This window comes from Acinetobacter sp. 22301 (assembly GCF_052045285.1).
Classification (GTDB): domain Bacteria; phylum Pseudomonadota; class Gammaproteobacteria; order Pseudomonadales; family Moraxellaceae; genus Acinetobacter; species Acinetobacter pittii.
Map to the genome: position 1 here is coordinate 632,706 of NZ_JBQEOR010000001.1, position 14,400 is coordinate 647,105.

At 39.7% G+C, this 14,400-nt stretch carries 14 protein-coding genes; 3 read left to right on the forward strand and 11 right to left on the reverse strand.

Annotated elements, in window-relative coordinates:
* The 5 genes from ACTJJH_RS02920 to ACTJJH_RS02940 are packed head-to-tail and all read right to left on the reverse strand — an operon-like array spanning position 1 to position 5,112.
* A complete protein-coding gene (locus tag ACTJJH_RS02920) occupies positions 1–855 on the reverse strand; it encodes an ABC transporter permease (RefSeq protein WP_014206685.1) in 855 nt (284 codons plus the stop codon).
* A 34-nt stretch (positions 856–889) separates the two neighbouring features.
* Positions 890–2,320, reverse strand: coding sequence for an ABC transporter substrate-binding protein (locus tag ACTJJH_RS02925; RefSeq protein ID WP_014206684.1), 1,431 nt, complete (start codon positions 2,318–2,320; stop codon positions 890–892).
* 19 nt (positions 2,321–2,339) lie between these two features.
* The gene (locus ACTJJH_RS02930; protein WP_000864073.1) at positions 2,340–2,585 is read right to left on the reverse strand and encodes a 4Fe-4S dicluster domain-containing protein; all 246 of its coding nucleotides are present in this window, start codon (positions 2,583–2,585) and stop codon (positions 2,340–2,342) included.
* 21 nt (positions 2,586–2,606) lie between these two features.
* Positions 2,607–4,340, reverse strand: coding sequence for a fumarate reductase/succinate dehydrogenase flavoprotein subunit (locus ACTJJH_RS02935; protein WP_372548945.1), 1,734 nt, complete (start codon positions 4,338–4,340; stop codon positions 2,607–2,609).
* A gap of 28 nt (positions 4,341–4,368) precedes the next feature.
* Complete coding sequence (locus ACTJJH_RS02940) at positions 4,369–5,112, reverse strand: GntR family transcriptional regulator (protein ID WP_202744129.1); 744 nt, start codon at positions 5,110–5,112, stop codon at positions 4,369–4,371.
* Between the two features lie 241 nt (positions 5,113–5,353).
* Here ACTJJH_RS02940 and chrA point away from each other — a divergent pair, with 241 nt between their 5' ends.
* Positions 5,354–6,706, forward strand: coding sequence for a chromate efflux transporter (gene chrA, locus ACTJJH_RS02945; RefSeq protein WP_202744130.1), 1,353 nt, complete (start codon positions 5,354–5,356; stop codon positions 6,704–6,706).
* Between the two features lie 83 nt (positions 6,707–6,789).
* Here the strand turns inward: chrA and ACTJJH_RS02950 are convergent, their stop codons facing one another.
* The gene (locus ACTJJH_RS02950; RefSeq protein ID WP_130120610.1) at positions 6,790–7,398 is read right to left on the reverse strand and encodes an FMN-dependent NADH-azoreductase; all 609 of its coding nucleotides are present in this window, start codon (positions 7,396–7,398) and stop codon (positions 6,790–6,792) included.
* 95 nt (positions 7,399–7,493) lie between these two features.
* On the opposite strand from ACTJJH_RS02950, the gene ACTJJH_RS02955 reads away from it, so the two are divergent.
* Positions 7,494–7,889, forward strand: coding sequence for a winged helix-turn-helix transcriptional regulator (locus tag ACTJJH_RS02955; RefSeq protein ID WP_005069321.1), 396 nt, complete (start codon positions 7,494–7,496; stop codon positions 7,887–7,889).
* Here the strand turns inward: ACTJJH_RS02955 and ACTJJH_RS02960 are convergent.
* On the reverse strand, positions 7,886–8,740 hold the full coding sequence (locus ACTJJH_RS02960; RefSeq protein ID WP_005076113.1) for a helix-turn-helix domain-containing protein: 855 nt from the start codon (positions 8,738–8,740) through the stop codon (positions 7,886–7,888). The two genes, ACTJJH_RS02955 and ACTJJH_RS02960, sit on opposite strands and share 4 nt — an antisense overlap.
* Before the next feature lie 166 nt (positions 8,741–8,906).
* On the opposite strand from ACTJJH_RS02960, the gene ACTJJH_RS02965 reads away from it, so the two are divergent.
* Entirely contained in the window at positions 8,907–9,824 is a 918-nt protein-coding gene (locus ACTJJH_RS02965; protein ID WP_032052148.1) for a DMT family transporter, read from the forward strand.
* 33 nt (positions 9,825–9,857) lie between these two features.
* Here the strand turns inward: ACTJJH_RS02965 and ACTJJH_RS02970 are convergent, their stop codons facing one another.
* The 4 genes from ACTJJH_RS02970 to ACTJJH_RS02985 form a co-directional block, all read right to left on the reverse strand.
* Positions 9,858–10,862, reverse strand: a complete 1,005-nt coding sequence (locus tag ACTJJH_RS02970) for a homoserine dehydrogenase (RefSeq protein WP_440600712.1) — start codon at positions 10,860–10,862, stop codon at positions 9,858–9,860.
* Between the two features lie 109 nt (positions 10,863–10,971).
* Positions 10,972–11,763 (reverse strand): sulfite exporter TauE/SafE family protein, encoded by a 792-nt coding sequence (locus tag ACTJJH_RS02975; RefSeq protein WP_000925648.1) that lies wholly within the window; start codon positions 11,761–11,763, stop codon positions 10,972–10,974.
* 207 nt (positions 11,764–11,970) lie between these two features.
* Positions 11,971–13,626: a TIGR01244 family sulfur transferase gene (locus ACTJJH_RS02980; RefSeq protein WP_440600713.1), complete on the reverse strand. Its 1,656-nt coding sequence runs from the start codon at positions 13,624–13,626 to the stop codon at positions 11,971–11,973.
* A 9-nt stretch (positions 13,627–13,635) separates the two neighbouring features.
* Positions 13,636–14,331, reverse strand: a complete 696-nt coding sequence (locus ACTJJH_RS02985) for an MBL fold metallo-hydrolase (RefSeq protein ID WP_440600714.1) — start codon at positions 14,329–14,331, stop codon at positions 13,636–13,638.
* Positions 14,332–14,400: the final 69 nt, after the last annotated feature.

The following is a 14,400-nucleotide window of genomic DNA, read 5'->3' on the forward strand; positions in this document are numbered from 1 at the left end:
TTAAGACTTCCTCAGTTGATACCATGGAGTAAATCGGTTTCCAATCACACGCACCAATGTACTGCTAAACATACCTAATGCTCCGATCAGCACCATGCCAACCACGATATTGCTATAATTTTGCAAGGTGAAAGACTCCCATGTGAAATATCCAATTCCGTGTTGTCCAGAAATCATTTCCGCAGTCACTAAACAGAACCAACAAGTGCCCATTCCAATAGATAAACCCGTAATAATGTTCGGTAATGCGCCCGGAATAATGACTTCATGAATAATGGCGAGATCAGAAGCACCCAGACTTTTCGCTGACGCAACGAACCTTGGGTCAACTGCACCAACGCCATGTACCGTATTTAATAAAATTGGAAATAAAGCCCCAATAAAGGTAATAAAAATCATGGAAGCTTCTGATGATGGAAAAATCAGAATTGCTAAAGGAATCCATGCAACTGCTGGAATTGGACGTAGTACTTCTAATGGCGGCATTAGAAATGCAGCAAGTTTTTGATAACGTCCTGCTAACAAACCAATACCTACACCAATTAGAGCTGCCAATACAAAACCAACTACTACGCGAAAAACACTAGATTCAACATGTTCAAATGCAGTGCTGAGTTGAAAGAAAGTCCACAGTGCATGAATAACATCTAAAGGTGTGGGTACATTGCTAAAGTTCACAATACCTAAATTTATTTTAAACTGAGCTAGGCCTTGCCAAATGACTATCCAGAAAACTATCGATATAAAAGCAATCGCGTAGTTTTTTAAATGCGTCGGATATAACCTCAATTGTTGGAAAAATTTAATCAAAAATGTACTTTGGTTTTTAGGTTTTGTTTGGACTAAACTACTCATTCGTCACCTCCTGCTCATTAGGTAAGACAACACATCAGCTCTGTGTTACAAGCTGAATAGCTTTAAAGTCATATACTTTTCCGCCCTGTTGTTTAGCCCATTTTTCAGCATCATCTTTTAATAAAAAGGCCTGAATTTGTCCTGCTTTATCTGTGGCATACCATGCCAGATTGGCAAGTAACTTAATGTCGGACTGATGATCTTGGCTATAAACCACACGCACCGTTTTTCCATCGGCTTGAATTTTCTTTAAATCAGAAAAAGCATTCTCAGGTGTTTCATAGCTACGCACTTTTTCTTCACCCTTTACCCAAATTTGAGTCACCCGATCAAATGTTTTGATGGGTTGTCCCGTTAAAGCGTCATTGGCAACTAAAGGGGATTTTGCATAGTCAGCCAATTGCTGGCTGTAATTAAGTCCAGATGCCTGAAATGCATCCTTAATATATTGATCATCAATAAATTTATTTACATCAAGCGTACCGTCGTTTTTGCCTAAAACTTTTAATGTGTCTATCGCAATTTGAGTCGCTTTTCGATATTCAGGTTTCCAAGTTAAGTCACGAGTTTGCAGACCTAGTGGACCATGAAACAGATAGACCACTTCGGCAGGAATACCTGTTTTTTCAGCAATAAATTCACTATATTTTTCAGGTTGTTCGCGAATCAATCGATTCGCTTCAATAGTTGCCTGTAAATAAGCTTTTATGACTTCTGGATGCTGCTGTGCATAATCCTTGCTGGCAAGTGAACCATGAAATGTAGGTGATTTTGCTTGTGAACCATCATAGATTTTTTTAGCAAAACCTTGGTAAGCAAATAACTCTCCAAATGGTACGAAGTCAGCATGCGCAGCAATCTTATGACTTTTTAATGCAGGCCCCGCCACTTCTGGCGCCTGAGCAATCACTTTAATATCTTTATCAAGTTGCCAGCCTTCAGCTTGAATCGCTCGCAGTAACAGTCCATGAGCAGTTGAGGCAAAAGGTACGGAAATGGTTTGTCCTTTTAGTTCTTTGAGTGATGTTACTTTTGATTCAATTGGAACAACAATCGCATTACCGCTACCATTAATACTGCCCGACAAAGGCGCTAAAAATATGCTTTCTTTTCCAGCTTTTTTAAATGCCGCTAAATTATTAACAGCAGGAAAGTCAGCCATTGCTCCCAAATCTAGACGCCCAGCCACCATTTCACTGGTCAGTGGTGCACCAGAGGTAAAGTTTTTCCATTGAATGTCATATTTAACATGTTTGTATTTACCATCTTTAGGTAAATATTTTGGTAATAGATTCAATTCACGAATCAACAACCCACCTGTTGCACAGTTAATGGTTGTGTCTTGCGTACCAATCGCTACACGAACAGTTTCTGTTTTACTGCCGCACCCCAAAGTGCCGAGTACAATGGCACCAATTAAGCTACTGAGTAATAGTTTTTTATTGATCAATTTATTTTGTCTCATGTTGAGTATTCCAAATTAATTATTTGAGTAGGTATGGGATATTTACTTTGACTGCATCTGTTGGGCAGTCCTTTTCACAAGGCATGCAGTACCAACATTCATCAAACTGCATGAAAGCTTTTTGAGTTGTTGGATCGATTGCCAATAAGTCCATTGGACAAACATCTACACAGACTGTGCATCCTTTATCAGCAATACATTTATCTTCATCGATAATGACGGGTGCGACAGTACGGTGCTGTACTTCTTTAAAAATAAAAGCCATGATTTTGAATTCCTGATTTATTTAGTCTGCTAGAGCAACATCTTTTTGAATACGTAAACGGTCATACGACACAGCTTCATCTTGGTTAATCGAAACCACATAAGGCTCGATTTGTTTTTTGAAACTGACCATGTTGCCCTGTTCATCTTTTTTCAAATGCGCGTGACAGAACCAATCCGAGTTATTTTTTTGAGGGAAATCTGCTCTATAGTGGTACAGTCCCCAACGGCTTTCTTCCCTAAATAGTGAGGCTCTGGCTGCCATTTCCGCACAGTCTCGAATAAAAGAAACTTCAGCGGCACGCATCAGCTCATGCGGGTTTCTTGCAGAAATTCGCTTAATATCCTGTTTGATTTCTTCAAAACGTTTGAGCCCAATTTCAATTTTTTGGCGAGTTTTAGGCGGTTGCAAATAGTCATTTACAAAACGGCGCAGCTTATATTCCACTTGTTCTGGAGGTAAACCTTCTGAACAATCCAGTGGCGCAAATATTCGAGCTTTTTCTGCTTCTATTTCGCTTTGGTTTAATTCGCTATCTTCAATTGCATTCACATATTGGGCGGCATTTACACCTGCAAACCATCCGTAGGTAAATGCACCAAGCATATAGTTATGAGGTACAGCCGCCATATCGCCAGCACTATATAAGCCTTTAACCGAAGTCTCGGCTTTTTCATTGACCCATACGCCAGAAGCACTGTGTCCACTACAGAAACCAATTTCTGAAATATGCATTTCCACCATATCTTGACGGTAATTGGTTCCTCGGCCCTCATGGAAACGACCACGGCTTGGGCGCTCATTGGTATGTAGAATCTCTTCAATAGTTTGGATCGTTTCTTCGGCCAGATGATCTACTTTTAAATAAACAGGACCATTACCACTTTCCAGTTCTTGGTAAAACTCCCACATCATTTGACCACTCCAGTAGTCACATTCAATGAAACGTTCACCTTTACTATTGGCGGTATAACCTCCTAAAGGTCCGGTCACATAGGCACAAGCTGGGCCGTTATAGTCTTTAATTAGAGGATTAATTTGGAAGCATTCTAAGTTGGCTAGTTCAGCACCGGCATGGTATGCCATTGCATAGCCGTCACCCGCATTGGTTGGGTTCTCATAAGTTCCCATTAAGTAGCCAGAAGCTGGTAAACCTAAACGCCCTGCTGCACCACAACATAAAATGGCAGCTTTCGTTTTAATGACATAGAAATCGCCACTACGACAGTCAAAACCAAGTACACCATTGATTGCACCTTGCTCATTTTTTAAAAGCTTTGTGGTGACAATCCGATTATTAATTTTGACTTGAGCACGCTTTAACTGACGATATAAAACTTTTTTAACGTCATGGCCTTCAGGCATTGGTAAAACATATGCCCCCATGTGATGTACTTTTTTTACTGCAAATTCGCCTGTCTCATCTTTTTCAAACTTAATGCCCCATTGATCGAGCTGTTGAATGGTTGTGAAACTATGCTTTGCATATGCATATACAGTGGTTTGGTTAACTACCCCATCATTAGCAATGGTAATTTCTTTGGTGTATTGCTCAGGTGTTGCATAGCCCGGAATGACAGCATTATTCAGCCCATCCATTCCCATTGAAATCGCCCCACTACGTTTTACATTCGCTTTTTCAATGAGCAAGACTTTTAAATTGGGGTTTTCTTGTTTTGCTTTAATCGCAGCCATTGGTCCAGCAGTTCCACCACCAACCACCACAATATCGAACTCAAGATATTTAGTTTCCATTGAATATTCCTTATTTTTATCTGAGTTATTAACGATGAATACGTAAACGGTACTGGAAGGTATCGCCCGAGAAATAGAGATATTCATAGTCAATAGGTTGGCCATTTGCGTCATGAGTCAAACGTTCAACCCGTAATACAGGAGTTCCGATTTCGACTTGCAACAAAGCCGCTAATTCCTCATCCGCAACAGTGGCATCAATGCTTAAATCCGCATGTCCCAAAGGGATGTCACACTCTTGTTCTAATGCCTTGAAAATATCGGTTGTACGTAAATCAATCGCTTTTTCTTTAAGTTTCAAACCAATATGTTCTGGCAAATAAGTCAAATCATAAGACACTGGCTGACGGTTGAGTAAACGAACACGTTGAATTTCATACACATTGGCTTTAACAGGTAACTTTAATTTGGGTACTACGTGCATCGGCACCTGTTTAAGCTCGGCCGAGATGACACGGTTTAAAATTTCGTGACCAGCAGATGACATTGCTTCTGCAAAACCCTGCAAACTTGAAATGTTCTGGAACGTTTTTGGCTTGCTTACAAAGGTCCCTTTACCTGGCACCTTAAAAATATAACCTTCCAACTGTAATTGGTTGAGTGCTTGGCGAACTGTGATTCGACTTACACCGAACTGTTCAGCAAACTCGTTTTCAGATGGAATTTGACTCAATACGGCATATTCACCATTTACAATTTTGTTAAGGATGAGTTCCCTTAACTGATCGTAAAGAGGCTTATGATTTTTGGGATCTTGGGGTAGCTGGCTCACGGCTCACAACCTGTTATAACAACTTGAGCAAATAATGTTTAAAATGTTTCAGCTTTGGAAATAATTTAAAGCGATAACTTTAGTTAAAAAAATAATTTCATTTAATATCAATAAATTAATAAATAGTTATCTATAAAAGTTGAATTTTTATCATAAAAAATACATTTGTGTTTGTTATGCTATAAAACATACTCCGTTATGCCATAAACGTAAAAATTAATATTATTTTTTAGGGGATAATATGCAACAAAAACAACAAAATACCCCTGATGATTCAGTGGTACAAGTCACCTTCTGGCAAGCCTTTTTATTTTGGCTCAAGCTCGGCTTTATTAGCTTTGGGGGACCAGCTGGACAAATTGCTGTGATGCATCAGGAACTCGTTGAGCAAAAGCGCTGGATATCTGAAAAAAGATTTTTGCATGCCCTGAACTACTGCATGTTATTACCTGGTCCTGAAGCACAGCAATTAGCAACCTACATTGGTTGGCTCATGCATAGAACTGCTGGAGGATTAGTTGCAGGTATTCTATTTGTATTACCCTCCTTATTTATTTTAATTGGACTGTCTTGGGTTTACATAAAATTTGGAGATGTTCCCGTTATTGCAGGTATTTTCTATGGAATCAAGCCTGCCGTTACCGCAATTGTTTTCCATGCAACGTACCGTATAGGTAGCCGTTCGCTTAAAAATAAGTTTTTATGGATCGTCGCGATTGCGGCGTTCTTTGCCATCTTTGTCTTAAAGCTTCCTTTCCCGCTTATCGTTTTATCAGCTGGTATTGCTGGCTATTTAGCGAGTAAAAAGTACCCAGAACTATTTTCCTCCGCGGCTGGACATAAAGCCAGTCAAAAAGATTATGGTCCGGCATTTATTGATGATGAGACCCCAACACCAGAGCACGCTAAATTCCATTGGTTGCGTTTAGCTAAACTTATTTTTGTAGCAATCGCTTTATGGCTATTGCCAATTTTAGCTTTAGGCGCATATTTTGGATGGCATCATTCTTATACTCAAATGGCGTGGTTTTTTACTAAAGCTGCATTACTCACTTTTGGTGGGGCCTATGCAGTTTTACCTTATGTCTATCAAGGAGCTGTAAATCATTTTGGATGGCTTTCACCTACACAAATGATTGATGGTTTAGCTTTAGGTGAAACTACACCGGGTCCACTGATTATGGTAGTGGCTTTTGTTGGCTTTTTAGGAGGCGTCAATCATTCATTACTTGGCTCTGAGCATCTATTTTTTGCTGGAGCACTTGGTGCAGTCATTGTGACTTGGTTTACCTTTCTCTTTTCATTTGTATTTATTTTTGCGGGTGCGCCTATTATTGAATCTACACATAATGAAATTAAATTTACTGCGCCACTCACTGCAATTACCGCGGCTGTGGTCGGTGTAATTTTAAATCTCGCACTATTTTTTAGTTATCACGTGTTATGGCCACAAGGCTTTTCAGGGCATTTTGACATTGTTGCAGCCTTCATTACTGTTTGTGCATTTATTGCTTTATTCCGCTTTAACGTGAACGTGTTATATGTGATTTTTGCATCAGCGCTGGTTGGACTAGCTGTCACTTTTTTTAGTTAACTATTGATTTAAATATTTTTTAAATTCAGAAAATCTTATCAATAAGGCCGAACAGTTTCTTTTCTGTTCGGCTGTTTATATTTTTAACCCGCTAATTGTGCGATTTGTGCTGCTGCATTATCTAAGGCAGCTTGACGTGCTTCTGGGCCGAAAGCGATCCCTTCCGCGCGCACAAAAGTAATATCAGTCACACCAATAAAATTGAAAAACGCTTTGATATAAGTTTCTTGATAGTCTAAAGCTTCGGCTGGTGAACCTTCTGAGTACACACCACCACGCGAAGAAGCAATAATGACACGTTTACCTTCTACTAAACCTTGAGGGCCGTTTTCCGTATAACGGAATGTTTTTCCAGCAACAGATAGTCGGTCAAGCCACGCTTTTAACTGTGATGGAAAGCTAAAGTTATACATTGGCGCGCCGATTACAACGATATCTGACGATAAGAACTCGTCCAAATATTGGGTGTTTCGTGCAACATGTTGCTGCGCTATTTCATTATTAGGTTCAACACCTTGCCATGCCAAAAACTCAGCATCAGATAAATGAGGAATTGGTTCTAAAGCAAAATCGTGATGAATAATTTTTGCATCAGGATAAGCTGCGCTGAGCTTTCCAATAACAGATGAGGTGAGTTGGCGGCTAACAGACTGCTCACCTAAAATACTTGTGTCAATTTGAAGTAGTTTCATCGTTTATACTCACAGTATAAAATTGTTACTTGAACTAATTATGTTACTACTATTATTCTGATGCACAAGAAGGCACATTTAGGGAACCAAGTAATATGACTGTAACTATACCTCACGATATCCAAAGTTCAGATTGCCAAAGAGTCAGCCAAGTATTGGCTAGAGTTGGCGAGAAATGGAGTATACTCATTGTAATGACACTTGCATCACGTTCTCATCGCTTTTCTGAAATTAAAAGAAGTATCAATGGAATATCACAGCGTATGCTTACCTTATGTTTGCGTGGTTTAGAAAGAGATGGATTGGTTAAACGTACGGTTTATCCTGTAGTTCCACCTCATGTTGAATATGAATTAACTCCATTGGGCCATTCACTTACAGAACCTGTAATTGCTTTAGGCCAATGGGCTCAGCAGCATATTGCGGATATTGATGCGGCAAGAGCTGCCTTTGATGCAGCTCAAGATAAACCAATTACATTAGACACTTAACGTAACTGCGAAGGACTTATGCCATAAAATTGTTTAAAGCGATGACTTAAATGGCTTGCTGAACTAAACCCACATACTAGGGCAATATCTTGCAAAGAAAGCTGAGATGACTGAATTAGCCCTTTGGCCTTGGTTAAGCGTCTTTGCATGACATATTGGTGAGGTGCCATATTCATGGACTGTTTAAACATATGAGCAAAATGGTATTCGCTTAAATTCACAACATTCGCCAAATCAGACAAGGTAAGTGCTTGATCTAGATGCCCTTCAATCCAGTCCTGAATATATTTGAGTTTATGAGGAGCGAGCCCACCCTTGATAGTAGGTTGTTGCCATTGAACACTGCTATATCTTCGAATTAAATGGTTCAGCAATAAACTGGCAGTTGTACTCATTTGTAAATGGTTTGCTGAATCTTTCCAATCACAATCTAGCAAGAAAAACTGATAAAGCGCTCGAATCTTTTCGTCATCGTTAAAAACAACTTCGTTTAGTTCAATTTGGTTCGGCTCTTTGTCCCATATTTTTTCGGCAACATCACGCAAATGTTGGTCGGTATAATACAAGTGAACGAATTTAAGCCCACCACGTATGTCCCAAGTCGACTCCTGATGCTCAGGCAATAAGCAAAAACGCCCCGGCCCACCGCCGTTTTTCCAGCCTGCAGGGGTTTTTTGATAGCTTTCATAGCCATCTTGAATATAGAGACTTAAAGTGTGGTGATCGCTACAGACACTTACACGATCTTGCTGATTAGACCAAAATGCAAGTTGCATATTCTCATCAAGCACCACAGTTTCGTGAAGCTTGGCTTTAGATTGCTGTAGCTGTTCTAAAGTTTGATAGGCCATGCAAAATTAAAACGAATATCATTGAGCTTAAGTTAACCATATTCAGCAAAATTCAGCTAGTTTAGATCTATAAAAAACGCAAGATCTTGCATGTGCAAAACAAGAATATGTACGTGAAAAATGAAGCATTCCTAGATACTTAAGCTTGGTAATCGAGGATGAAGTTATGAATATTTTACTCTATGTTGCGGTGGTGTTGATTTGGGGAACAACATGGATTGGAATTGCCGTTCAAAGCCACTATGCAACGCCCGTTGTCGCAATTTTATGGCGTTTTGCTATTTCAGCCTTATTACTGTGGGTTGTTTTACTATTTTCAGGAAAATTACAGCGGATTGCTTTAAAAGATCATTTGTTCTGTATGCTGCAAGGCCTTTGTGTTTTCGGCCTAAACTTTATTTGTTTTTATACCGCCGTTAAATATGTAAACAGTGGTTTAGAGTCTGTCATTTTTTCGATGGCTGTTTTCTTTAATGCTATTAATGCACTTATCTTTTTTAAGCAAAAACCATCGCCAAACTTTGCCCCAGCCGCAATTTTAGGGCTCATAGGTATTGTTTTACTGTTCTGGCATGACCTGATTAATAGTCAGTTTAATGCACAATTATTAATGGGTATCGGTCTGTGTGCAGTAGGCACTTACGGTTTTTCTTTAGGGAACATGATTAGTGTTAGACACCAAAAACGTGGTCTAAATATCTTTTCAACAAACTGTTATGCAATGACTTATGGCGCATTGGTGATGTTAAGTCTAGCTTTATTTACTGGCCAAGATTTAATGCCTCCAATGAATTTCCCATTTTTAAGCTCGGTACTTTACCTAGCAGTATTTGGTACGGTTATTGGGTTCTCGGCTTATTTTTCTTTGGTTGGGCGAATTGGCGCAGCCAAAGCAGCCTATAGCACGTTGCTCTTTCCTTTAGTTGCTCTAACAGTTTCTACTTTCTTTGAAGGATATGTATGGACTTTAAATGCTGTATTTGGAATTTTATTAATCTTACTTGGTAACTACTTAATGTTTAGTAAGTTAGAAATTGGAAAAAAGTTATTTAATAGTCAAAAAAATTGTGAGAAGCAGGCCTAAAAGCCTGCTTTTTTTATAAGTAATAATTCATCTCTAGCAGCCCGTTTTAAGCATCAACTCAAAATCTTTTAAAGCTGCGGCTGCTGTGGCTAAAGGCGCAGATGCCCCTCCACTGACAACAAATTCCCCCATTTCTTGCGTTAACACCCGAATGCATTTATTGGAACCTTGCAGATGAGCAAACGGATGATTTGCTGGAACTAATCTTAATTCAACACCTGTTTGAATTTGCTGATTCTTAATATGAATAAAACCAACCAGACGAGGAATTACATTTTCTTTTTTCCAACCACGAATATGTTCAGCCGTAACGTGACTAATTCCTTGTCTTGGAATATCTTGAATTTTTACATCAGCCCCCAAAACAGTATTGGCTAGTATCGTAATTTTGGCAGCAGTATCCCATCCATCTACATCGAAAGAGCTGTCAGGTTCTGCAATACCTTTTGCTTGAGCTTTTTCAAGAGATTCTGCAAACGCACATTCATGTTGCAACATATCATTTAAAATAAAATTCGTGGTACCTGTAAACACACCTTCTATTTCTAAAATTTGGCAGCCAGCTAAGTTATATTCAAACAAATCAACAGTTGGTAAGGCAGCGGCTGTCGCACCGCTAAAAAATAGTTTTTTATTGTGCTGATGTGCCAAGTTAACTAATTTTTTACCATCTACGACTAAAGCACCTTTAGATACCGCAATCGCATTCATGCTATGTGTTAAAGCATAATTTAAATAAAATAGGCCCTTTCCACCTGTCACATAGTCACTTGGGCCTGTCTCGATAATGACATCCGCCTGAACCTGTTCTAAAAACTTTTGCTCAGTTAAGCCTGCTTGATATTGTGTTTTATCTAACCACTTTGCAGCTTGTAAACCTTCTTGATCAATTAAACCTGATGATGAGTTGCAGACGCCCACTAAACGGGCATCAATTTGATATTTTTGTTTATAGTATGTCGATCTATTTAAAAGAAGCTCTGCAATTTGTTGCCCAATCCGTCCAAAACCACAAATTGCTACGTTAACTCGCTTCATATCGCTTTCTCAAAAATTTATATCGTTTAAATCAAATTTCCCAAGAGAATTTTAACATCTCGTCTTTGGAAAATTGCTAACTACAGAGATAGTTAAAATACTATATTACTTAGATATTTGTTAGATTAACTATCTTAATGACCATATAAATTGCGACAGCAAAAACCATTAAAGCAAAGACTTTTTGCACAATTGCAGACGGAATAAACCGAATAGCTCGGCGTCCTAATAACATACCGAATGCACATGCGAGTGCAAACGCACTAGTGATTGCTACTGGATAGTGAAAGCCCTCTGCAATATGCATCACAATACTCATGCCACTAATCAGGAAAATAATCATAAGTGAGGTTGCAACAATGCTATGCATATCCAAATTTGTGACTTTTCTAAGCGCGGGTACAATTACAAAGCCGCCTCCAACCCCTAACATACCAGTTAAAAGCCCAGCAATAATCCCGATGCTCGCAAGCACACCACCAGTTTTAAAATTCCAGATAAAGCGTCCCGTACTTGGGTTGACCTGACACGGCGGGTTATGAAAATCTGAAACTCGGTTACTGATAAGTCGATAGCCCACTGTAAACATGACCAAGCTAAACATTAACATGAGCCAAACAGGTGAAATCGCGTTGGCTATTAAAATGCCGATATGTGCCATAGGAGCACCAATTAAGGCAATCCAGATCGCAGCACGATAACGAACAATCTTTTTAAATAAGCCTTCAATAGTTCCAATGAGTGTAGATAGCGCAACTGCTAATAACCCAATCGGTGCAGCTTGCGCCACGCTCCAGCCTTGACTGGTCATAAGCGCGGGTACAGCAAGAATGCCACCACCCGCACCGGTAAGACCAAGTAAAAAGCCAATCACAATGCCTTCAACGACAAGTAATAACATATTAAAAGCCTAAAATTGCATATACATCGTTTGCAGTAGACTGCTGATTAATGAGTGAGTAGATCTCATCTTCTTGCGAAGCTTTAGTCGCTTCTCAGGACAAAGGTTGCTTTATTTATCCTCTTCTCAGGGTAAAGCGTTGCTTTACTTATCCTCTTCCACTCGAGCACAGCTTTCGCCTTGCGCTCGGACAAAGCGTTGCTTTGTTTATCCTCGCTCAGGTTTGACCATCCACTCACGGCCCTTGAGCATGCCTTGCCAGTAAATTGGCGGTAAAATCTGCTCTTTAAGCAGCCAAGCCAAATGGGAAGGTTTTTGCCCATCAATTATCCATTTTGGAAAACTTGGAAGTAATTTGCCGCCGTAGCCAAACTCAGCCAGAACGATTTTTCCACGCTCTACGGTGAGTGGACATGAGCCATAGCCGTTGTATTCACAGAAGTTCTGTTCACCCTTGAGCTGGGCTATAACATTAACCGCAACGATCGGAGCTTGTGCCCGTGCCGCCGCAGCAGTCTTGGCATTAGGTGCATTCATCACATCGCCTAAAGCAAAAATATTGGCATGTTGTGTGTGTTGTAAAGTTTGTGGATTAACACTCACCCAGCCTGCTTCATCATTAAGAGTACTTGCACGAATAAAATCAGGTGCTTGTTGCGGTGGAACAACATGCAACATATCGAAATCAGTTTCGGCCAATGCCGAATTTTCATCGTTCACGACCTTAAACCATGCTTTCTTTGCAGGCCCGTCTACTTTGACAAGTTGATGGTTAAAATGCAGTTCAGAGCCATATTTTTCAACGTATTGCATTAGTGCAGGCACATATTCTTTCACACCAAATAAAACACCGCCTGAGTTATAAAAATGAATAGAGGTATCTTTAAGTTTGCCTTGCTTTAACCAATAGTCGGCTGAAAGGTACATTGCTTTTTGAGGAGCACCGGCACACTTAATCGGCATAGGTGGCTGGGTAAAGATTGCCTTTCCACCGTTTAGCCGTTGCACCAATTCCCATGTATACGGCGCTAAATCATAACGATAGTTAGACGTCACCCCATTTTTTCCTAAGGTTTCGACTAAACCTTCAATGCCATGCCAATTCAGTTTTAAACCGGGACAGACGACCAAAGCTTTATATTGAATGGGTTGGCATCCTTCCAAAATGACCTGATTATGCTCAGGGTCAAATCCAGCAACGGCGGCTTTCATCCATTTTACTTTTGAAGGAATCACACTTGCCATTGAGCGTGCGGTTACTTGTGGTTTAAAAATACCACCACCGACCATAGTCCAACCCGGTTGATAATAATGTGTATCTGCCGGATCAATAATGACAATATCTAAATGAGGTTCACGACATAAAAGACTCGACGCTACAGAAATTCCTGCTGCCCCAGCGCCAACAATCACAACGCTATAACAAGGAATTGTGGCTGGTTCATGATCACGTTTTAAAATACGTGGCACCAAGCCTTTTAAGTTAAACCCAAGCTTATTACCCGACTCAACTAACAGCGCTGCATCTTGTGGAGCAACTTCAGCCAAAGCCCACAAACTGATTGCACGCATACCAGAACGGCAATACGCTAAAACAGGTTTCTGAGCATTCTGATAAAGCTGCTTAAACTCGGTAACTTGTTGGTCGGTAATTTTGCCGCTGGTCACAGGCTGATAAATTACGTTTAGACCATATTGTTGAGCTGCTTCTTCAATTTCAATCACATTGGGTTGGTCTGCACCTTCTCCATCTGGACGGTTACATATCAAAGTTTTTATTCCTTGGTCTGCAATTTTTAAGACATCCTCGGCAGTAATCTGGTCAGCAACATAAAATTCTTGATTAACTCGTTTAAGTTCCATATCGCCACCTTATGATTGTGAAGTTGAACCACAGGCCTGATTGGCAGGTAGTGCTTTATCGATTTGTTTTGGATATGGCAGATTTAAATTATTCATCAATTTGATAAAATCTTCTCGTGAGCGATTCTGACCTAAACGTAAATTTTTTAAACGCTCATAACCAATTGTTGAAGACAGGCGACCTTTGTAATCGTGTCCCGGATACACAATAGTGTCGTCAGGTAGGCTAAAAAGTTGTTTATGGATACTGTCATAAAGTGTGCCCGCACTACCTTGCTGGAAATCGGTTCGACCGCAGCCGTCAATTAATAATGCATCACCAGTGAAAGCCATGTTTTCAACTAAATAACTCGTACAAGCATTGGTATGACCTGGCGTATAGCGCGCTTCAATACTGAGGTTGCCAACTTTAAGCATGCAACCATCTGTAATTAAAATATCTCCGCAACTTACATCTGAATTTCGATGTAAAACCGATTTGCAATGGAAACGTTCACGAAGCAAATTCGCAGCAGTAATATGGTCTGCATGAACATGGGTATCTAAGGTATAGATGAGCGTAAATTGATGCTGCTCTAATTCTTTGGCATAAATCTCTATATCTGATGCGACTGGGTCAATTAAAACAGCCTCTCGTGTTTCTTCACACCCAAGCATATATGTATAAGTCGAACTTTCTTTTTCAAAAAACTGCTTAAAGAACATGATTTATACCCCAATAATTTATTTCTTTCCTATATTTTGCAAATAAGATGCCAATTATTTAAAATTAAA

Excerpts from the sequence above, each read along its gene's own strand:
- ACTJJH_RS02925 (WP_014206684.1), bottom strand. The coding sequence starts at position 2,320 with ATGAGACAAAATAAATTGATCAATAAAAAACTATTACTCAGTAGCTTA.
- ACTJJH_RS02935 (WP_372548945.1), bottom strand. The coding sequence starts at position 4,340 with ATGGAAACTAAATATCTTGAGTTCGATATTGTGGTGGTTGGTGGTGGA.
- ACTJJH_RS02930 (WP_000864073.1), bottom strand. The coding sequence starts at position 2,585 with ATGGCTTTTATTTTTAAAGAAGTACAGCACCGTACTGTCGCACCCGTC.
- ACTJJH_RS02970 (WP_440600712.1), bottom strand. The coding sequence starts at position 10,862 with ATGAAGCGAGTTAACGTAGCAATTTGTGGTTTTGGACGGATTGGGCAA.
- ACTJJH_RS02985 (WP_440600714.1), bottom strand. The coding sequence starts at position 14,331 with ATGTTCTTTAAGCAGTTTTTTGAAAAAGAAAGTTCGACTTATACATAT.
- ACTJJH_RS02955 (WP_005069321.1), top strand. The coding sequence starts at position 7,494 with ATGACTGTAACTATACCTCACGATATCCAAAGTTCAGATTGCCAAAGA.
- ACTJJH_RS02960 (WP_005076113.1), bottom strand. The coding sequence starts at position 8,740 with ATGGCCTATCAAACTTTAGAACAGCTACAGCAATCTAAAGCCAAGCTT.
- chrA (WP_202744130.1), top strand. The coding sequence starts at position 5,354 with ATGCAACAAAAACAACAAAATACCCCTGATGATTCAGTGGTACAAGTC.
- ACTJJH_RS02975 (WP_000925648.1), bottom strand. The coding sequence starts at position 11,763 with ATGTTATTACTTGTCGTTGAAGGCATTGTGATTGGCTTTTTACTTGGT.
- ACTJJH_RS02920 (WP_014206685.1), bottom strand. The coding sequence starts at position 855 with ATGAGTAGTTTAGTCCAAACAAAACCTAAAAACCAAAGTACATTTTTG.
- ACTJJH_RS02950 (WP_130120610.1), bottom strand. The coding sequence starts at position 7,398 with ATGAAACTACTTCAAATTGACACAAGTATTTTAGGTGAGCAGTCTGTT.
- ACTJJH_RS02965 (WP_032052148.1), top strand. The coding sequence starts at position 8,907 with ATGAATATTTTACTCTATGTTGCGGTGGTGTTGATTTGGGGAACAACA.
- ACTJJH_RS02980 (WP_440600713.1), bottom strand. The coding sequence starts at position 13,626 with ATGGAACTTAAACGAGTTAATCAAGAATTTTATGTTGCTGACCAGATT.